The 20,005-nt window shown below is 73.8% G+C and carries 13 protein-coding genes and 1 pseudogene; 5 read left to right on the forward strand and 9 right to left on the reverse strand.

Annotated elements, in window-relative coordinates; genetic code table 11:
* Window positions 1-176: 176 nt before the first annotated feature.
* Entirely contained in the window at window positions 177-1,679 is a 1,503-nt protein-coding gene (locus tag IF55_RS33960; protein WP_030891617.1) for a M1 family metallopeptidase, read from the reverse strand.
* Window positions 1,680-1,914: 235 nt separating this feature from the next.
* Between IF55_RS33960 and IF55_RS33965 the strand changes: the two genes are divergently transcribed.
* Window positions 1,915-3,852 carry a Xaa-Pro dipeptidyl-peptidase gene (locus tag IF55_RS33965; RefSeq protein WP_245661625.1) on the forward strand — a complete coding sequence of 646 codons (1,938 nt, stop codon included), beginning with the start codon at window positions 1,915-1,917 and terminating at the stop codon, window positions 3,850-3,852.
* A 151-nt stretch (window positions 3,853-4,003) separates the two neighbouring features.
* Here IF55_RS33965 and IF55_RS33970 read toward each other — a convergent pair whose 3' ends face one another.
* The 7 genes and pseudogenes from IF55_RS33970 to IF55_RS34000 all read right to left on the reverse strand — a co-directional run bounded on the left by IF55_RS33970 (window position 4,004) and on the right by IF55_RS34000 (window position 13,636).
* Window positions 4,004-5,074 carry a FecCD family ABC transporter permease gene (locus tag IF55_RS33970; RefSeq protein WP_030891623.1) on the reverse strand — a complete coding sequence of 357 codons (1,071 nt, stop codon included), beginning with the start codon at window positions 5,072-5,074 and terminating at the stop codon, window positions 4,004-4,006.
* Entirely contained in the window at window positions 5,071-6,123 is a 1,053-nt protein-coding gene (locus tag IF55_RS33975) for a FecCD family ABC transporter permease (RefSeq protein ID WP_030891626.1), read from the reverse strand. The genes IF55_RS33970 and IF55_RS33975 overlap by 4 nt, the downstream gene beginning before the upstream one ends.
* A gap of 143 nt (window positions 6,124-6,266) precedes the next feature.
* Window positions 6,267-6,845 (reverse strand): annotated as a pseudogene (locus tag IF55_RS33980) (dTDP-4-dehydrorhamnose 3,5-epimerase family protein); the annotation flags it as partial.
* On the reverse strand, window positions 6,833-7,747 hold the full coding sequence (rfbD, locus tag IF55_RS33985; RefSeq protein WP_030891633.1) for a dTDP-4-dehydrorhamnose reductase: 915 nt from the start codon (window positions 7,745-7,747) through the stop codon (window positions 6,833-6,835). The pseudogene IF55_RS33980 and the gene rfbD, both read right to left, overlap by 13 nt.
* A complete protein-coding gene (rfbB, locus tag IF55_RS33990; RefSeq protein WP_030891636.1) occupies window positions 7,744-8,763 on the reverse strand; it encodes a dTDP-glucose 4,6-dehydratase in 1,020 nt (339 codons plus the stop codon). Before rfbB ends, rfbD begins: the two co-directional genes overlap by 4 nt.
* Before the next feature lie 48 nt (window positions 8,764-8,811).
* Window positions 8,812-9,879, reverse strand: coding sequence for a glucose-1-phosphate thymidylyltransferase (locus IF55_RS33995; protein WP_030891638.1), 1,068 nt, complete (start codon window positions 9,877-9,879; stop codon window positions 8,812-8,814).
* A gap of 7 nt (window positions 9,880-9,886) precedes the next feature.
* Window positions 9,887-13,636 carry an ABC transporter transmembrane domain-containing protein gene (locus IF55_RS34000; RefSeq protein WP_157854587.1) on the reverse strand — a complete coding sequence of 1,250 codons (3,750 nt, stop codon included), beginning with the start codon at window positions 13,634-13,636 and terminating at the stop codon, window positions 9,887-9,889.
* Window positions 13,637-13,792: 156 nt separating this feature from the next.
* Here IF55_RS34000 and IF55_RS34005 point away from each other — a divergent pair, with 156 nt between their 5' ends.
* The 3 genes from IF55_RS34005 (at window position 13,793) to IF55_RS34015 (ending at window position 17,726) form a co-directional block, all read left to right on the forward strand.
* A complete protein-coding gene (locus IF55_RS34005) occupies window positions 13,793-14,953 on the forward strand; it encodes a nucleotide disphospho-sugar-binding domain-containing protein (RefSeq protein WP_030891642.1) in 1,161 nt (386 codons plus the stop codon).
* A gap of 194 nt (window positions 14,954-15,147) precedes the next feature.
* Window positions 15,148-16,641 (forward strand): enterochelin esterase, encoded by a 1,494-nt coding sequence (fes, locus tag IF55_RS34010; RefSeq protein ID WP_245661627.1) that lies wholly within the window; start codon window positions 15,148-15,150, stop codon window positions 16,639-16,641.
* Between the two features lie 110 nt (window positions 16,642-16,751).
* Window positions 16,752-17,726 carry an ABC transporter substrate-binding protein gene (locus IF55_RS34015; RefSeq protein ID WP_030891647.1) on the forward strand — a complete coding sequence of 325 codons (975 nt, stop codon included), beginning with the start codon at window positions 16,752-16,754 and terminating at the stop codon, window positions 17,724-17,726.
* A gap of 129 nt (window positions 17,727-17,855) precedes the next feature.
* Here IF55_RS34015 and IF55_RS34020 read toward each other — a convergent pair whose 3' ends face one another.
* Window positions 17,856-18,809, reverse strand: a complete 954-nt coding sequence (locus tag IF55_RS34020) for an FAD-dependent oxidoreductase (RefSeq protein WP_030891650.1) — start codon at window positions 18,807-18,809, stop codon at window positions 17,856-17,858.
* A 130-nt stretch (window positions 18,810-18,939) separates the two neighbouring features.
* Between IF55_RS34020 and IF55_RS34025 the strand changes: the two genes are divergently transcribed.
* Window positions 18,940-20,001: a hypothetical protein gene (locus IF55_RS34025; protein WP_030891653.1), complete on the forward strand. Its 1,062-nt coding sequence runs from the start codon at window positions 18,940-18,942 to the stop codon at window positions 19,999-20,001.
* Window positions 20,002-20,005 lie beyond the last annotated feature (4 nt).

The following is a 20,005-nucleotide window of genomic DNA, read 5'->3' on the forward strand; positions in this document are numbered from 1 at the left end:
CGGTTCCGGGTTTGCGGCCCGTAAATATGCGGTGGAGGACCCCACCCCGTAGGCCCCGACCCCGCACCCAACCACGGACGTTGCCCCCCACGCCGTAGGCCCCGGCCCCGACCCCGCACCCACCCACCCACGTCGCCGCCCCCCCACGCCGTAGGCCCCGGCACCCACCCGTAGCGTCAGTGCGGAGCGTGGGCGCTTCGCGTGGACTGGATTTGTTTCCAGGACTTGGGTTCAGTGGGCTTGGCGTGGGAGGAGCGGGCGGTGAGGCCCGCCTTGGTGGCGGTCGGGGGAGCTGGGCGCTCCGTGCTGAAGAGCCACGTGTCGAAGAGGGAAGCGAGCGGCTTGCCGGAGACCTGCTCCGCGAAGGTCACGAAGTCCTGCACCGACGCGTTGCCGTACCGGTGCGCCGCCGGCCAGCCCTTCAGGATGGCGAAGAAATCCTGGTCCCCGACCTTGTTGCGCAGCGCCTGGAGCGCGATGGCCCCGCGGTCGTACACCGCCGAGTCGAACTGCTTGTCCGCGCCCGGATCGCCCGGCTTCACCGTCCAGAACGGGTCGTCGGCCGGGTGCTGCGCATACGTGTAGTCGGCCAGCTCCTGGGCCGTGCCCTCGCCCTCCTTCTCCGACCACAGCCACTGCGCGTAGCTCGCGAACCCCTCGTTCACCCAGATGTCACGCCAGTTCTTCACGGAGACGCTGTCCCCGTACCACTGGTGGGCCAACTCGTGCACGACCACCGACACATTGGCGCCCTTGGCGAACTGCGCGGGGCTGTAGAAGGGCCGGGTCTGCGTCTCCAGCGCGAAGTGGGACGGCACGTTCGGCACGTACCCGCCGACCGCGTCGAAGGGGTACGGCCCGAACACCGAGCTGAGCCAGTCGACGACCTCGGCGCTCCGCTCGATGCTCGCCCTGGCGGCCCCGTCGTCGGCCCCGAGGTCCTTGCTGTAGGCGTTGATGACCGGCAGGCCGCTCGCCGTGGTGTCGGTGGTGACATCGAACTTGCCGACGGCGAGCGTCGCCAGGTAGGAGGCCTGCGGCTTGCTGGAGCGCCAGTTGTAGCGGGTCCAGCCGAGCTTGGAGCTCTTCGACTGGAGCGTGCCGTTGCTGATGGCCTGCGTGCCGTCCGGGACGGATACGGACACGTCGTACGTGGCCTTGTCGCGCGGGTGGTCGTTGCTGGGGAACCACCACCACGCGGACTCGGGCTCCTGCGCGGCGATCCCGCCGTCCGGCGTGCGCTGCCAGGACGTGCTGCCGTTGACCTTGACCTTCGAGGGGATGCCCCGGTAGCGGACGACGACGCTGATCTGCTTCCCGGAGTCGAGCGCGGCGGACGGCGTGATCTCCAGCTCATGCGCGCCGGACCGGGCGAACTTCGCCTTCTTCCCGTTCACCAGGACCTCGCTCACGTCGAGCGCGAAGTCGAGGTTGAAGCGGGACAGCGCCTGGGTGGTGGTGGCGAGCAGCGTCGCGGTGCCCTGGAGCTCGTCCGTCTTCGGCTGGTATTTGAGCCGCAGGTCGTAGTGGGAGACGTGGTATCCGCCGTTGCCGGAATCCGGGTAATAGGGGTCCCCGATGCCCGGCGCGCCCGGCGAGGCGCCGGCGGCCGATGCCGGGATCGCCAGCAGCAGGCCCGCGAGGGCGGCGGCGCTCGGGACGATGAGTCTGTGACGCACGAGTCCTCCAACTCGTTGGGGAGAACGATCTTTCGCAGCCTATGTACTCATCGAGCCGAAGAGTTGTCCATGGCGCGTCATGTCATACGAACGACATCCCCCTGACATTCGCGGCCCGGTTGACCTCCCATGTCGGCCTTCTGGACCGGCGGATAGCGGATATCGGCCGCCTGACCCCAGGAGCCGACTGTTCGCCCCCTTCTGCACAGGAGTTCACTCGCGCTACGGTCCCGCCGTGCCCCTACACGCGCGGCAGCCCCGCATCCCCTGGAAAGCCCTCCTCCTGGCGGCCGTGGCCGCCCTGTTGGCCGTGCTCCTCGCTCCGGGCGCCGCGAGCGCGGCAGGAACGGCGGGAACGGCAGGCACAGCAAACACGGCACAGGCCGGTTCCGGCGGGCAGAGCCAGCCCGTGTATTCCTACGCGAACGCGATACGCGAGTCCGTATGGGTCGACACCGGGATCGACGGCGACTCGAATGGCAAGAGCGACCGGGTCGCCGTCGACATCGTCCGGCCCCGCGAGGCGGCCCAGCAGGGCCGCGACGTCCCCGTGATCATGGACGCCAGCCCGTACTACTCCTGCTGCGGACGCGGCAACGAGAGCCAGAAGAAGACCTACGACGCCCAGGGAAACCCGGTCCTCTTCCCGCTCTACTACGACAACTACTTCGTGCCGCGCGGCTACGCGACCGTCCTGGTCGACCTCGCCGGAACCAACCGCTCCGACGGCTGCGTCGATGTCGGCGGCCGCTCCGACGTGCAGTCCGCGAAGGCCGTCGTCGACTGGCTGAACGGGCGCGCCCGCGGCTATCGGGACCGTACGGGCACCACGCCGGTCAAGGCGGACTGGACGACCGGCGCGGTCGGCATGATCGGCAAGAGTTACGACGGCACGGTCGCCAACGGCGTCGCCGCCACCGGGGTCGAGGGGCTGGAGACCATTGTGCCCATCGGGGCCATCAGCTCCTGGTACGACTACTACTTCGCCAAGGGCGCCGCCCTCTACGACGGCGGCCCCGACCAGCTCTCCAACGGGATAGAGAGCGCCGAGGCGCGCGCCCGCTGCCAGGCCGTGCAGCGCCGGCTCGTCGAGGGCGCGCCCCGCAACGGCGACTTCACGTCACTGTGGGCGGAGCGAGACTACGTGCCCGACGCCGGCAAGGTGCGGGCCAGCGTGTTCGCCGTGCACGGCATGCAGGACCTCAACGTGCGCACCAAGCACTTCGGCCAGTGGTGGGACGCGCTCGCCGAGAACGGCGTGGAGCGCAAGGTCTGGCTCTCGCAGGCGGGCCACGTGGACCCCTTCGACTTCCGCCGCGCCGAGTGGACCCGGACCCTGCACCGCTGGTTCGACCACTACCTCCTCGGCTACCGCAACGGCGTCGAGCGCGAGCCGATGGCCGACATCGAGCGCCACCCCGACCAGTGGAGCACCGACGGCAACTGGCCGCCGCGGGGCACGTCCGCGACCGCCCTCCGCCCGGCGAACGGCCCGGTCGCGGGCGTCGGAACGCTCGGCGTCAAGCCCGCGCCGGCCGGCTCCACCGCCTCGTTCACGGACGACCCGAAGCTGAACGAGGACGCCTGGGCGGCCGACATCGACCGGTCCACTCCCTCGAAGACCGGGTTCATCACCCCCGCGCTCAGCCGTGACCTGCGCGTCTCCGGTTCCTCGACGGTCACGCTCAAGGTCACGCCGTCCACCTCCTCGGCGCGTCTGTCGGCGGTCCTCGTCGACCTCGGCCCCGACACCATCCGCGACTACTGGGGCGCGGGCGAGGGCATCACCACCCTCGCCGACCGCACCTGCTGGGGCAGCAGCACGCCGGGCGACAGCGCCTGCTACAAGCGGACCGTCGCCGACACGAAGGAGACCGGCCACACCATCTTCAGCCGTGGCTGGGCCGATCTCGGCCACTACGCCGACCTGTGGCACGGGCAGCGGCTGACGCCCGGCACGTCCTACCGCATCACGCTGGACCTCGCCGCGAGCGACCACGTCGTCCCGGCGGGCCACCGGCTGGCCCTGATCGTGGCCGGCACCGACAAGGGGCTGATCGAACCCGCCGACACCACCCCGAAGCTGACCGTCGACCTCGCCGGCAGCGCCGCCCGGGTGCCGGTCGTCGGCGGCTACCCGGCCTTCGTACGCGCCACCGCCGCCCGCTCCTGAACCCTGACGGCCGCGTCCCGCCGTATGCCCAGTACGCCCAGTACGCGCCGGATGTCCGGTTCGGCGCCCGGTCCGTGCCCCCACTGAACCGTCGGCGGGTGGGGGCACGGTGGGCGTACGGCCGCGGAGGCGACGCGGCGGAGCGGCGCTGTCACAGCCGTCCCGACCTCCGTTCCAGCAACAGCAGCCAGGCCAGGTACAGGCCGCCCGCCACGCCCGTGACCACCCCGACCGGCAGGATCGCCGAGCCCGAGATCCGCTGGGCGGTCCAGTCCGCCGCGGTGACGAGCACCGCGCCCATCCACGCCGCGGGCAGCATGTTCGGCCCCGCCGAACGCGTCAGCCGCCGGGCGAGCTGCGGGGCCGCCAGCGCCACGAAGGGGATGGGCCCCGCCGCCGCGACCGCCATCGCCGTCAGCCCCGTACCGGCGGCGAGCAGCCATACGCGACTGCGCTCCGGGGCCACGCCGAGCGCCGCCGCCGCCTCGTCGCCCATCTCCAGCATCGACAGCCGCCGGCCGAGCCCCAGGACGACGGGGACCAGCACCACGATGCCGAGCGCCGCCACGCGTACGTCGCCCCAGCCGCGCCCGTTGAGGCTGCCGATCATCCAGGTGGCCGCCTCGGCGGCCTTGCCGATGTCGGCGCGTACGAACAGATAGCTGGTCAGCGAGGAGAGCACCGCGGACGCGCCGATGCCGATCAGGACCAGCCGGTAGCCGTGCACGCCGCGCTGCCAGGCCAGCAGATAGACGGCGAACGCCGTCGCCAGGCCGCCCGCCACCGCGCCGACGGCGGTCTGCACGGTCCCGGCCTCCAGCACGATGATGGCGACGAGGGCGCCCGCCGACGCCCCGCTGCCGAAGCCGATGATGTCCGGGCTGCCCAGCGGGTTGCGGGACAGCGACTGGAACACCGCGCCGCTCATGCCCATCGCGAAACCGGCCAGCAGGCCGTCCAGGACGCGCGGCATCCGCAACTCGTTCACGACGAAGTCCGCGCCCGGCGGGCCGTCGCCGAAGAGGGTGCGGACCACGTCGGCCGGGCCCAGCTCGTACGCGCCCATGCCGAGCGAGAACACCATGAGGGCCGCGCCCAGAACCGCCAGAACGGCGCAGACCAGCAGCGCGCGCCGCCGGAAGCGGAGCGAGAGGCCGCCGCGCGAGCGCACCACCACGATGGCGGAGTACTTCGGGCGCGCGGGGGCGTGCGGGACGTTCACAGGTGGGCCACCTTGCGCCGGCGGACGAGTTGGATGAACAGCAGGCCGCCGAGGAACGCGGTCACGACCCCGACCTCGATCTCGTACGGCGGTACGAGCACCCGGCCGACGATGTCCGAGCCGAGCAGCAGCACCGGCGCGAAGACCGCGCAGTACGGGAACAGCCAGCGGGTGTCCGGGCCGCAGAACGCCCGTACCGCGTGCGGGATCATCAGCCCGATGAAGCCGATCGGCCCGCACACGGCCGTCGCCGCCCCGCACAGCAGGGTGATCGCGACGATGGACAGCACGCGGGTACGGCCGAGGTGCGCGCCCAGCGAGCGCGCGGTGTCGTCGCCCAGCGCCATCGCGTTCAGCGGCCGGGCCAGCGCCAGCGCGAGGAGCGCGCCCGCCACCAGGAACGGCAGCGCGGGCAGCAGCAGATCCCCGCGCCGCCCGGCCAGCGTGCCGATCGACCAGTGCCGCATGGTCTCCAACGCGCTCAGATCCCACAGTTGCAGGCCGTTGACGTAGCCGAAGAGCGCCGCGTTGACGGCGGTGCCGGCCAGCGCGAGGCGTACGGGCGTCGCGGCCCGGCTGCCGCCCAGCGCGTTGACCGCCACCGCTGCCACCCCGGCCCCCGCGAACGCGAACCACAGATAGCCGGTGAAGGAGGTGACGCCCAGCAGGCTGATCGAGGTGACCACGGCGGCCGACGCGCCCGCGTTCACGCCGAGCAGCCCCGGGTCGGCGAGCGGGTTGCGGGTCAGCGTCTGCATCACGGCGCCCGCCAGCCCCAGCGCCGCGCCGACCGCGACGCCGATCGCGGTGCGCGGCAGCCGCAGCCCCCGCACGATGTGGTCGTTCTCGGTGCCCGTCGCCTCGAACAGGCCGTGCCACACCTGGTCGAGCGGTATCTGCTTGGCGCCGACGGAGATGCTCGCCAGCACGGCGACCGCCAGCAGCGCCAGGCCCACCAGCAGGCCGGTGGTCCGTACGGTCCGCCGGGCGCCGGGCGCGGCGGGCGGCGGCGCGGCCTCGGCGGCGGCGAGGGTGGTGGCGGCCGTCATGCCGCGCTGCTCTCACGGCCGCCGGCCCCGGAACCCGCGCCCGTACTCGTACTGACGCCCGTGCTCGTGCTGACGCCCGTACCCGTGCCCCCACTCGTACCTGGGCCCGCGCCCGTACCGGCACTCACGCCCGTATCCGCGCTCGCGCGGAAGCGGCGGCACTCCTCGTACGACGGCAGCAGCCCCTCCCGCTCCGCCCGCGCCAGCGACGGCGCGGCGGCGTCCTTCTCCGACAGCAGGGGCGTGACGCCGCGCGGCCACTCGATGCCCAGCTCCGGGTCGAGCGGGTGCACGCCGTGCTCGCGCCGGGGCTGGTAGCCGGTGGAGCAGAGGTAGACGGCGGTCGCGTCGTCGGTGAGCGCCATGAAGGCGTGGCCCAGCCCCTCGGAGAGATAGACGGCGCGGTGGGTCTCGTCGTCCAGGAGCACCGCCTCCCACGCGCGGTACGTGGGGGAGCCGACCCGCAGGTCGACGACGACGTCGAGGATCGCGCCCCGTACGCAGGTGACGTACTTGGCCTGGCCCGGCGGCACGTCGGCGAAGTGCACGCCGCGCAGCGTGCCGCGCCGGGACCGGGAGCAGTTGGCCTGGGCGAGGACGGGGGCGTGGCCCGCGGCGGCGGTGAAGTCCGGGGCCCGGAACCACTCGTGGAAGCTGCCCCGGTCGTCGCGGTGGATCGTCGGCTCGCGCGTCCACGCGCCCTCGATGGTCATCGGGCGCATGAGGCCCCTCCTTGGATGCTTACGGTTCCGTCGGCGCCCGCCGTCCCCGCGGCGACGGCGGCGAACTCGGCGTGCAGCGCGTCCCGCCAGTGCCGGGGCCGCGGCAGCCCGGCCGTCTGCCACCGGTCGTGGCCGAGCACGCTCCACGCCGGGCGCGGCGCGGGCCGGCCCAGTGCGCCGCTGTCGGTGGGCCGCACCCGCTCGGGGTCGGCGCCGGCCAGCCGGAACACCTCGCGGGCCAGCTCGTACCAGGTGGTGTGGCCGCCGGCGGTGGCATGGAAGACGCCCGGCCGCAGCGGCCCCCGGCCCAGCGCCATGAGCCGCCGCGCGACATCCGCGGTGGCGGTGGGCTGGCCGTACTGGTCGTCGACGACGTGCACCACGCCGTCGCCCGCGGCCCGCTCGGCCATGGTGCGCACGAAGTTGCGGCCGTACGGGCCGTACAGCCAGGCCGTGCGCACGACGGTGCCCGCGCGCGGCAGCTCGGCGAGGACCGCGCGCTCGCCGGCCAGCTTGGTGCGCCCGTACGCGGTGCGCGGGCCCGGCTCGGCGTCCTCGGGGTAGGGCGGGCCGGCGTGGCCGGGGAAGACGTAGTCGGTGGAGACGTGCAGCAGCCGGGCGCCGGTGGCCGCGCAGGCGCGGGCGAGGACGCGTACCGCCTCGCCGTTGACGCGCAGCGCCCGCTCCTCGGCGGACTCCGCGGCGTCGACGTCGGTCCAGGCCGCGCAGTTGACGACCACGGCGGGGCGGGCGCGGTGCAGGGCGCAGCCGACGGCGCGCTCGTCGGTGAGGTCGAGGTCATGGCGGGTCAGCGGGAGGACCGGGACGTGTCCGGCGGCGAGCAGCCGGCACAGGTCGCGGCCGAGCATCCCGCCGGCGCCGGTGATCAGCCAGCGGGTCACCGGCCCTCACCGCGCACTCCGGCCGCCGGGCGCGCCGCCGCTCGCGGGGCGGGGGCGGCGGGGGACCACCAGGACCGGTTGGCGCGGTACCAGTCGACGGTCTCGGCGAGCCCGTCCGCGAAGGAGTGGCGAGGCCGGTAGCCCAGCTCGGTGCGGATCTTCGACCAGTCGACGGAGTAGCGCCGGTCGTGGCCCTTGCGGTCGGCGACCCGCTCGACCCGTTCCCAGCCCGCTCCGCAGGCGTCCAGCAGCCGCTCGGTGAGCTGGGTGTTGCTCAGTTCCGTGCCGCCGCCGATGTTGTAGACCTCGCCGGGCCGCCCGGCCTCCAGTACGAGCCGCAGCGCCCGGCAGTGGTCGTCGACGTGCAGCCAGTCGCGGACGTTGGCGCCGTCGCCGTAGAGCGGGACGCTGCCGCCCTCCAGGAGCCGGGTGGTGAACAGCGGGATGACCTTCTCGGGGTGCTGGTACGGGCCGTAGTTGTTGGAGCAGCGGGTCACGGAGACGTCGAGCCCGTGGGTGCGGTGGTGGGCGAGCGCGAGCAGGTCGGAGCCCGCCTTCGACGCGGAATAGGGGGAGTTGGGCGCCAGCGGCTGGTCCTCGGTCCAAGACCCGGCGTCGATGGAGCCGTACACCTCGTCCGTGGAGACGTGCACGAAGCGCGCGACGCGGTGCCGCACCGCAGTTTCCAGGAGCACCTGGGTGCCCAGCACATTGGTCGCCGCGAACTCCTGCCCGCCCGCTATGGACCGGTCCACATGGGACTCGGCCGCGAAGTGCACGACCATGTCGTGGCGCGCGAGGAGGGAGCCGACGAGCCCGCCGTCCCGGATGTCGCCGTGTACGAAGGTGAACCGTGAATCGCCTTGCGCGGTGCGGAGGTTGGCGAGGTTTCCGGCGTAGGTGAGGGAGTCCAGGGCGGTGACGGCGAGCGCTCCGCCGGGCCCTTCGGGGCCGAGCAGGGTGCGGACGAAGTGGGAGCCGATGAAGCCGGCCCCGCCGGTGACGAGGATTCTCATGGGTGTCCAGGAGGTGATGGGCGGTCAGGCGGTCGGGTCTGCGCGGCGTCAGGGGGTGATCTGGACCTGGCTGTGGTCGCCGAGGACGAGGCGGTGGGCGCGGGGCGCGCGGGCGGCGCCGGTCACCCGGACCGTACGGCCGATGAGGGAGCCCTCGATCCGGCCGACGCCCTCGATGCGGGAGCCGTCGAGCACGATGGAGAACTCCACCTCGCTGTCGCTGATCAGGCAGCCGTCGGCGACCGAGGTGGAGGGGCCGATGTAGGAGTCGCGCACGACGCTGCCCGCGCCGATGACGGCCGGGCCCACGATCCGGGAGCGGACGACGCTGGCGCCCTCCTCGACCCGTACCCGGCCGACGAGTTCGCTGTCCGCGTCGACCGTGCCGAGCACGGCGGGCGGCATGGCTTCGAGCACGGTGCGGTTGACCTCCAGCATGTCGGTGACGTTGCCGGTGTCCTTCCAGTAGCCGCTGATGACGGTGGAGCACACGGAGCGGCCGTCCTCGACGAGCCACTGGATGGCGTCCGTTATCTCCAACTCGCCGCGCGCGGAGGGGGTGATGGACCGTACGGCCTCGTGCACGGCGGACGTGAAGAGGTAGACGCCGACGAGCGCGAGGTCGCTGCGCGGCGCGCTGGGCTTCTCCTCCAGCCGCAGCACGGCGCCGTCCGGGTCGAGTTCGGCGACCCCGAAGGCGCTGGGGTCGTCCACCTTGGTCAGCAGGATTCGGGCGTCGGGGCGGGTCGCGCGGAACTCCTCGACCAGTTCGGTGATGCCGCCCACGACGAAGTTGTCGCCGAGGTACATCACGAAGTCGTCGTCGCCGAGCCAGTCACGGGCGATGAGCACGGCGTGCGCCAGGCCCAGGGGCCGTGCCTGCGGCAGATAGCTGACGCGGGCCCCGAAGCGGGAACCGTCGCCGACCGCCGCCCGGATCTCCGCCTCCGTGTCGCCGACGACGATGCCGATGTCGGTGATCCCGGCGGCGACGAGCGACTCGATGCCGTAGAAGAGCACGGGCTTGTTGGCGACGGGGACGAGCTGCTTGGCCGCGGTGTGCGTGATGGGGCGCAGCCTGCTGCCGGTGCCTCCGGAGAGGACAAGTGCCTTCATGAGGGGGTCATCCTTGGGTGACGGGGGCGGACGCGGTGTCGGTCGCGGTGCTCTCTGCGGTGGCGTCGGTGTGCACGGTGTGCTCGGTGTGCTCGGCCGCGGTGCCGGCGGTCGCCGCCTGGTGCCGCCACAGCCGTGCGTACGGCCCGTCGGCGGCCAGCAGCGCCTCGTGCGGGCCCTGTTCGGCGACGCGGCCGTCGGCGAGGACGACGATCCGGTCCGCGCGGGCGGCCGTGGCGAGCCGGTGGGCGACCACGACGGTCGTACGGCCGGTGGCGAGCCGGTCCCCGGCGTCGAGGACGCTCCGCTCGGTGGCCGGGTCGAGCGCGGCCGTCGCCTCGTCGAGGAGCAGCAGGCCGGGGGAGACGAGTTCGGCGCGGGCCAGCGCGATGAGCTGCCGCTGCCCGGCGGACAGGCTCGCGCCGCGCTCGCCGACCGGCTGCCGGAAGCCGTACGGCTGGGCGGCCACGGCGGGCAGCGCGCCCACCACCCGTACCGCGGCCTCGACCTCGCCGTCGCTCGCCTCCGGCCGCCCGTAGCGGACGTTGGCGGCGATGTCGCCGGTGAACAGGTGGGCCTCCTGGGGCACGACGCCCAGCAGCCGGCGGTACGCGGACGGCTCGTAGTCCTTGATGTCCGCGCCGTCGACCAGGACCCGGCCCTCGCTCGCGTCGTAGAACCGGGCGAGGAGCTTGACGACGGTGGACTTACCCGCACCCGTCGCGCCGACGAGCGCCACCGTCTCGCCGGGCGTCACGCGCAGGCTGACGCCCGCCAGGGAGGGCCGCTCCGCGCCGGGGTAGCGGTGGGTGACGTCGCGCAGCTCGATCTCGCCGCGCAGCCGGTCCGGCACGGGCGCGGGGTGCTCGGCGGGCGGTACGGAGGCCGGTACGCGCAGCAGTTCCACGGTGCGGCGCAGCCCGACGGACGCCTGCTGGTAGCTGTCGAAGGCGAGGGACAGTTGCTGCACGGGCGCGAAGAACATGCCCAGGTAGAGCATGAAGGCGACGAGCACGCCGGGGCTCAGCGAGCCGTCCGCGACCCAGCCCGCCCCCACCAACAGGGCGAGGACCTTGGAGAGTTCGGCGGTGAGGTTGATGCTGGGGAAGTAGACGGCGGCGTAGCGCTGCGCCTTCAGCCGGGCGGTGCGGTAGCTCTCGGAGAGCTTCCCGAACGCCTCGGCGGTGTGGCCCTCGCGGTTCTGCGACTGGGCGACGCGCAGCCCGGTGACGTTCTCCTGGAGGCTGGAGTTGACCTCGCCGACGCGCAGCCGGGCGTCGGTGTACGCGGCCGAGGAGAGCCGCCAGAAGACGGCCGTGGCGATGAGGACGAGCGGCAGCAGGGCGAGCGCCGTGAGCGCCAGCGACACGTCGACGGCGAGCATCGCGACGACCGCCGCGCACAGCGTCGCGAGCGCCGCGACGGCGGTGAGCAGGTTGGTCTGGAGGAACGCGGAGAGCGCGTCGATGTCGTTGACCATCCGCGTCATGATCTGGCCGCCGCGCTCGCGCTCGTAGAAGTCCAGCCCCAGCCGCTGGAGTTGGGCGAACGTGCGGACGCGCAGCCCGTACAGCACGCGCTCCCCGGCGCGCCGGGTGACGCGGGCCTGGAGGTTGAGCGCGAGCCAGCCGCCCGCGACGACGAGGAGGGCGAAGAGGGCGGTGGTGGCCAGTACCCGGCCGTCGCCGGCGTCCACGCCCGCGTCGAGGCCGTGCCGTACGAGCAGGGGCAGCGCGATGGTCGCGAGGGAGTCGGCGGCGACCAGGGCGAGGCCGAGCAGCAGGGCGGCGCGCACCGGCTTCAGCAGGCGGGAGAGGCGGAACCGCGGGTCGGGGGAGCGGAGTTCGCGTTCGTCGAGGCGCGGGTCGTCGGTCGGTTTGTCGGTCGGCTCGTCGGTCGGTTCGCCGGCCGGCGCGGGGGCCGTGCCGGTGTCGGGCTCGGGCCACAGCTCCGGCGTGGTGCCGTCGGCCGCCGGGCGGTCGGCGGCGGGGCCGACCGGCGTGTCGATCGAGTCGCCGGGCCCGGAGAGGAGTTCGCGGAAGAGCGCGCAGCGCGCCAGCAGTTCGGCCTCGGTGCCGGTGTCCACGACGCGCCCGCCGTCGAGCACGGCGATGCGGTCGGCGAGGGCGAGGGTGGAGCGGCGGTGGGCGATGAGCAGGGTCGTACGGGCGGTGGTGACGGCCCGCAGCGTGGCCTGGATGGCGGCCTCGGTGACGGCGTCGACGGCGGAGGTGGCGTCGTCGAGGACGAGGACGCGGGGATCGGCGAGGAGCGCGCGGGCCAGGACGACGCGCTGGCGCTGGCCGCCGGAGAGGGTCAGGCCCCGTTCGCCGACCTCGGTGGCGTAGCCGTCGGGCAGCCGGGAGATGAAGCCGTGCGCCTCGGCGGCCTCGGCGGCGGCCCGTACCTGCTCGTCGGTGGCGTCCGGGCGGCCGTAGGCGATGTTGTCCCGGAGCGAGCAGGAGAAGAGGAACGGCTCCTCGAACACCACGCCGATCGTGGCGCGCAGGGAGGCCAGGGTCAGTTCGCGGACGTCGGCGCTCGCGTCGGGCGGGCCGACGCGCACCGAGCCGTGCTGCGGGTCGTAGAAGCGGGCGAGGAGCAGGGAGACGGTGGACTTGCCGGAGCCGGAGGGGCCGACCAGCGCGAGCGTCTCGCCGGGCCGCACCGCGAGCGACGCCCCGTCCAGGACCGGGTCGCTCGGCGCGTACCCGAACCGCACGTCCCGCAGCTCGATCCCCACCGGCCCGGCCGGGGCCTCGCGGGCGTCCGGCGCCTCGGTGATCTCGGGCTGGGCGTCGACGAGTTCGTAGACCCGCTCGGCGGCGGCGCGGGCCTGGTGCGCGGTGACGAGGAAGCTCGCGAAGAGCCGGGCGGGCCCGGCGAGCAGCGCCAGATAGGCGGCGAAGGCGAGGAACGTGCCGAGGTCGACGCTGCCGCGCAGCGCCAGCCAGCCGCCGAGCGCGAGCACCCCGACCTGGCCGAGGGCGGGGAGCGCGGACATGGTGGCGGTCGCGGTGGCCTGGATGCGGGCGACGCGCACCCGGCGGCCGAACAGGGCGCGGGCGGCGCGCGCGAGCCGGTCGGTCTCGCGCTCCTCCTGCCCGAAGCCCTTGACGACGCGGACGCCGGTGACGGCCTCCTCGACGTGCTCGGCGATCTCGGCCGCGCCCGCCTGGGCCGCACGCGTCGCCGGTACGAGCCGGGTGCGGCTGCGGGCGGCGACCCAGGCGGTGGCGGGGACGACGGTCAGCGCGACGAGGGTGAGCAGGGGGGAGAGCCAGAGCATCGCGCCGACCGCGACGAGGAAGAGCGCACTGGTGCCCAGCGGGATGGGCAGCATGCCGAGCATCATCTGTACTTGCTGGAGGTCGCTGTTGGCGCGGGAGACGACCTGGCCGGTGCGGAGCGCGTCCTGTTTGATCCCGTCGAGCCGCTGCACGGAGGAGAAGACCTCGGTGCGGAGCTGGTGCTGCACGCCCAGGGCGAGCTTGCCGGCGGCGTACCGGCGGGTGAACTCCGCGCCGAACTGGACCAGCGCGAGCGCGGTGAGCGCCGCCGCCAGCCAGCCGATGCGGCCGGTGTTCCCGGCGACGGCGTCGTTGACGCCGAGCCGGGCGAGGAGCGGCCCGATGGCCTCAAGACCCGTTCCCAGAACGGAACTCAGTGCTACTGCGAGGAGAAGTCGAGGGTGGTGGCGGCACGCGGCGCCGAGCCTGCGTATCCAGCCGGGGGTTGTTGTTGAGCTGCTGGGCACGTGATTAGCTTAGGCTTACCTAAGTAAGGGTCGCCACGTTCTCCGTGTGACCTCGGCCACACTCGCCCCGCGTGCGCCGCCATGCGCCTCCGACCGGTCATCACCCAGGCCCGGCAGGCGATATGACGGTGCGTCGGGGAGGAAAGCAGGTTGTCGATGCGTGTCCTGTTCGCCGGACCGCCGTTCTTCGGACTCCTCTATCCGATGGTTCCGCTCGCCCAGGCGTTCCGCGCCGCGGGCCACGACGTCCTCGTGGGCACCTGCGGAAAGGCCGCCGGGCACGCCGCGCACGCCGGCCTCCCGGCCCTCGACTGCGCGCCCGGCATCGGCCCCGACGCCCTCTACGCCGACATGGAGAAGCGTCGCGACCGCAAACCGCCGTCCCCGGGCGAGGCCGGCGAACCGCCCAAGGGGAAGGGCTTCTCCTTCTTCAGCGACGAAATGGCCGACACCATGGTCGACCTCGGCCGGCAGTGGCGCCCCGACCTCGTCGTGCACACCCCCAACGGCGTCGTCGGCCAGCTCGTCGCCACCCGCCTCGGCGTACCGTCCGTCCTGCACGCCGTCGGCTTCGGCCACACCGGACGGCACGTCGCCATGATGAACGACGCCCTCGCCGACGGCTACGCCCGCCACGGCCTCGACGGCCCCGACCCCATCGCCGCCTGGCTCGACGTCACCCCGCCCAGCATGAGCGTCGCCGCCGAACCGCGCACCCGCCCCATGCGCTACGTCCCCTACAACGGCGGCAGTTCGCTCCCGCACTGGCTCTTCGAGGACCGCAAGCGGCCACGCGTCGCCGTCACCCTCGGCACGGTGCGCCCCGTCGTCGACGGCGTCTCGCCCCTCCAATGGGTCGTGGACGCGGCCCGCGCCACCGACGCCGAGTTCGTGCTCGCCCTCGGCGGCGCCGACCTCACCGCGCTCGGCCCGCTCCCCGAGAACGTACGCCCCGTGGACTGGACACCGCTCGGCGCGCTCCTCGCCGCCAGTGACGCCGTCGTCCACCACGGCGGCGCCGGCACCACCCTCACCGCCCTCGACTCGGGCCTCCCGCAGATCGTCCTCGGCGAGGGCGCCGACCGCCCCGCCAACGCCGCCGCCGTACGCACCCGCGGCTGCGGCCTCGTCCCCGGTGCCGACGGCGGTCCCGGCGGGCTCGCCCCGGACGCCGAACTCATCCAGCGGCTCCTGGAGGACGACGACCTGCGCACGGCCGCGCGCGAAACGGCGGAGGAAATGGCCGCCATGCCGAGCCCGTCCGAAACGGCGGCGCGGCTGGTCGAACTGGCGCTGACGCAGGGCAGGCACCGATGAGGGGCGGGTCTGGTGGGGCTGGTGGATATGGCGCGTCTGGTGGGGTCGATTGGGCCGGTGGGTATGGCGAGCCCGGCAGGTCAGGCGGGTCCGGCAGGTTCGATGGGTATGACGGGGCGTTCGGGGCGGGGGCCGGGCCCGGTTCCGGGGGCGCCGGGCGCGGCCCGGCCGGCGGGTACGGGGCGGTCGCGCCCGTGAGCGCGTCGCTCGCCTCGGGCGGCAGCGGCCGTACGGGCGCGGGGTCGGCCCGCGAGGGCTCCGAGGCGGCAGCCGGAGCGGCGGTGGGGCCGGTCGCCGGACCCGCTGCCGGGCCGGTCGCCGGGCCCGCGACTCGGCAGGTCGCCGACTCGGTCGCGGGGGTCGGCGTCGCGCTCATGGCCGCGCGGCAACTCGGCGTGGGCGCGGACAAACCGCCGCTCTCCCCTCGGCCCGCACCCGTCGAGACCACCGAGAGCCCCCGGCTGGCGCGGCTCGCCCGCGACATGGCGGCGGCCCGGTCCTGGAACGCGCGGAGCACCGTGCTCGACGCGTTCTGGGGCGAGGTGCGGACCACAGGCGCGCCGCTGATCGAGACGATCGAGGGCGACCCCGGGCATCGGGCCGTCACCTTCCTGTGGCGCGGCGACACCGACACCCGGCAGGTCCTGCTGCTCGTCAACCGGCTCCTCGACCGCTGCGACCTCGCGGCCAGCCTCATGCGCCGGCTCCCCGGCACGGACGTCTGGCACCTCACCTACCGGCTCCGCGCAGACCACCGCGGCTCGTACCGCATCGCCCCCGACACCACCGGTTTCGACCGCTCAGAACTGGAACGCCTCGCCGACACCGCCGTACCGGACCCCTTCAACCCCCGTACGGTCCCGACCCGTTGGCACGGACGCCCCGGATCGGCCTTCGAGCTGCCCGAGGCTCCGGCGCGTCCCTGGGAGGCCCGCCGCGACGGCGTCGCACGCGGGACCGTACGGCGGTACCACCTCGCGAGCGCGGCACTCGGCTCGGAACGCGAGGTGTGGAGGTACGTACCGCCCGAGACCGACTCGCCCGGCGCTGGCACGGCCGGCGCTGAGACGGCCCGCGCTGAGACGGACGTGCTGGTCCTCCTCGACGGTGACATGTGGTTCGGCCAGATTGGCATCGAGGACACGCTGGACAACCTCATCGCCGACGGCGCCATCCCGCCACTGACCGTGCTCGCCCCGCACGCCGTCGACAACCCCACCCGTAGAAGGGAGTTCGGCGGAAACCCCGCCTACGTCGACTTCCTCGCCGCCGAACTGCTCCCCTGGGCGGCGGCCCGGCTGCCCGTCACCGACGACCCGGCCCGTACCGTCATCGCCGGCCAGAGCCTCGGCGGGCTGACCGCCCTGTACGCCGGGTACTCCGCGCCGTACCGCTTCGGCAACGTGCTCGCCCAGTCCTCCTCGCTCTGGTGGCGACCGGCCGACGAACTGCCGGGCGACACGCCGTGGATGACGCGCCGTTACCTCGAAGGGGCGCCGCGCGAACTGCGGTTGCGCCTCGATGTCGGGCTTCATGAGTGGGGCATGCTCGAACAGACCCGCGAACTGCGCTCCGCGCTGCGCGCACGCGGCTACGACGTCAGCGGAACGGACTTCAACGGCGGTCACGACTACGTGTGTTGGTCGGTGGCGCTCGCCGATGGCCTGGTCAGGCTGCTGGGCCGCTGACGCATACGGCGCACTGGACCAGCGCCGAACCACACTCCGTACGCCACCCGTACACCATCCGTACGACCCCCATCGACAGACACCAAGTTTCCATCCAAGGAGCAACACCCATGCAGTTCCGCAGAAGCGCCGCCCTGCTCGTCGCCGCGATAGCGGGCAGTCTCGCCCTCACCGGATGCGGCAGCGACTCGAAGGCCGGGTCCCAGGACGCGGCGGGCGGCGGCTCCGGCAAGCGGACCGTCACCGACGCCAACGGCAAGAAGGTCGAGGTGCCCGCCGCGCCCAAGAAGGTGGTGACGCTCAGCGAGCCGACCCTCGACGCCGCGCTCGCCCTCGGCGTCCAGCCGATCGGCGCGACCAGCGGTCGCGGCCAGTCCGGCGTCGCCGGCTACCTCGCCGAGAAGGCGAAGTCCGCCAAGATCGTCGCCAACGTCGCCGAGCCCGACCTCGACAAGCTGTCCGCCATGCGGCCCGACCTCATCCTGCTGGACGAGACCGTCGGCGCCAAGCGCGTCCAGGACAAGCTCAAGGGCATCGCGCCCACCGTGCTCACCGCCAAGCTCAACGCCCCCTGGAAAGAGGCGTTCTCCGCCACCGCCGACGCCCTCGGCAAGAAGGCTGACGGCGAGAAGCTGCTCGCCGGGTTCGACAAGCAGGTGGGGGAGGTGAAGGGGGCGCTGGGCGGCAACGCCGGCGCCGTCACCAGCGTCATCCGCTGGCAGAACGGCGCGCCCTCCGTCGTCGGCAAGGGCAAGGGCCACGTCGGCGACACCCTCGCCGCCCTCGGCCTCAGCCGCCCCAAGGGGCAGCAGGGCGAGAGCATCGGCCACAGCGAGCCCGTGAGCCTGGAGCGCCTCGACTCCATCGACGGCGACTGGCTGTTCTTCGGCGCCCTCGGCGACAAGGCCGCCGGTGAGAAGGGCCTCAAGGAGGCCGGCGGCGTCCCCAACTTCAACAAGCTCAAGGCCGTCACGAAGCACCACGTCGTGGTGGTCGACGGCTCCGCCTGGAACAGCTCCGGCGGCCCCCTCGCCGCCCAAGCCGTCCTCGACGACATCAAGTCGGCCATGACAAAGAAAAGCTGACCCGCACGCCAACCCACCCGACCTTGCTCCCGCCCGCCCTCGTACGGGCCCCAGCGAGCCATGCCTCGTGGCGGGCGGCGCGCGATGGTCCTGCCGGGGCCGGGGCCGGGGCCGGGCCCCAGGGCGCGGTCAGTCGGCTGCCAGGTTGGCGGCTTCGGTGGCGCAGCCCCAGGAGACGGTGATGCCGGCGCCGCCGTGGCCGTAGTTGTGTACCAGGCGGGTGCCGCCGGGCAGGTCCTCGGCCTCCAGGCGTACCTGGTGGCGGCCGGGGCGCAGGCCGACGCGGTGTTCTATGACGCGGGCGCGGGCCAGGGCCGGGTGAACGCGGGCGCAGCGGGCCACGATCGCCGCGGCGGTCACCGGGTCCGGTTCGCGGTCCCAGACGCCCTCGCGCGCCGTGCCGCCGAGCACGACCCCGTACGGCTGCGGCAGGACGTACATCGTGTCCGAGGCCGCGCGGTCGGCGGCCACGAACCATTCGGCGATGCCCGGGTTCTCGACCACCACGATCTGGCCCTGCACCGGGTGCACCCCGGGGTCCGGCACCAGGTCGCGGGCGCCGAGGCCCGTGCAGTTGACTATGGTCGGCGCGGCCCGGCCGGCGTCCGCGAGCGAGGACACCGCCCGGACCGCGACCGTGCCGCCCGCCGCCTCCAACCTCCGCCGCAGGTAAGCGAGGTGACTGCCCATATCGATGATCGGGACCCGCGCCCGCAGCCCCTTCTCATAGCCGTGCGGCAGCTCCTCGGCGCTCGACGGCCGCAGCCCGCGCAGATGGCGCGCCCACGGCCCCAGCTCCGTGACGTCCAGCCCGCCCTGCACCCCGTCGACCAGCCGTACGCCCGTCTCGTCGGGGTCCGCGGCCAGTTCGGTCTGGACCTCCAGCGACCGCAGCGACCATGGGCCGACGGCCTCTTCGGGCTCGATCCGGTACGGCCACCACAGCCCGCCGGCCACCGCCGACGTCGTGTCCGCCGCCGCGTCCCGGCTCCACACCTCGACCCGGCGCCCGCTCTCCGCCAGCACGATGGCGGTGGTCAGGCCGATGACCCCGCCGCCGATCACGATCGCATCGCTCGTCATACCCGGACGCTATCCGCTGGGCGCGCGCGGAGCGCCCCGCGGGCGCGCGATGCGGAACGCCCCACGAGCGCCGGATACGGAATGCGCGCCGCCGGGAGCGGAACGGTCCGGGCGTGGGAATACTCGGGTCATGGCAGCGGAGTACGTCACCTTCGGGCTGGCGCCGGCGACGCGCACCGGAGGTGTGCTCGCGGGCGGCGCCTACCGGCTCCACCGGGACTTCCTCGACTTCATCGTCGACGGCAGACCGCTGCTGCTGCGCCTCGCCGACGTCGACGCCGTCTCGCCCCTCGCCTCCGATCTGGGCCCCTCGATCTTCACCTCCGAGGTGCGGCGACTGCTGCTGGACACCGACGATCCGCCGGCCGACGGCCGCTTCGTCATCTACGGCTGCCCCGAGTGCGAGGGGCTGGAGTGCGGCGCCGTCACGGCGGTCATCGAGCGCGACGGCCCCGACTTCGTCTGGCGCGACTTCGCCTGGCAGACCGACGAGGCGGCGCCGGACCTGGAGCGCGACGGCTACGCGGGCGTCGGCCCGTTCCGCTTCCGCGGCCAGGAGTACCGCGGCGCGCTGGAACGGCTCCTGGCCGACGGCGACCCCCACGAACCGCCCACCCGCCGCGTCCTGCTCGTCGGACAGCGCGTCGCCTTCCTCGCCCGGCTCGCCGCCGCGCTGCGCGGCACCGGCATCGGCGCCGAGATCACCCGCGACGCGGCCGGGGCGCACGCTGACGAACTGCGCACCTACGGGGCCGTGGCCTTCGGCCAGGCGGTCGGCGAGGACGAACGGGCCGCCGTGCGCGCCGCCTTCGACGCCGCCGGGTCCGACGCCGTCTTCGTCGCCGGCCTCGCGCCGATCGTCGGGCTGCTCGTCGCGCAGATCGAGGAGGCCCTGGAGCGCGGCCCCCGCGAACAGCGCCGGCTGACCCGCCTCACCGCCCACCGCGACGGCCGTACGGGCGCGGCGGAGGTCGAGGTGACCGCCCCCTGCCGGGTGACCCTGCTCGGCTACCGCCTCGACCGGCTCTCCCGCCCCCATACCTACGACCTCTTCGACGCCCACCTCGACCCGGGCCGCCACCGGATCCCCCTCCCGCACGCCGCCGCCCGCCCCGGCTCCTTCCTCGTCGCCCGCACCAACGGCAACGTCCTCGTGACGGCCGTCACCCCGCCCCCGCCGAACGGGCCGTGAGGCA

This window comes from Streptomyces varsoviensis (assembly GCF_000718635.1).
In the GTDB taxonomy this organism is placed as follows: domain Bacteria; phylum Actinomycetota; class Actinomycetes; order Streptomycetales; family Streptomycetaceae; genus Streptomyces; species Streptomyces varsoviensis.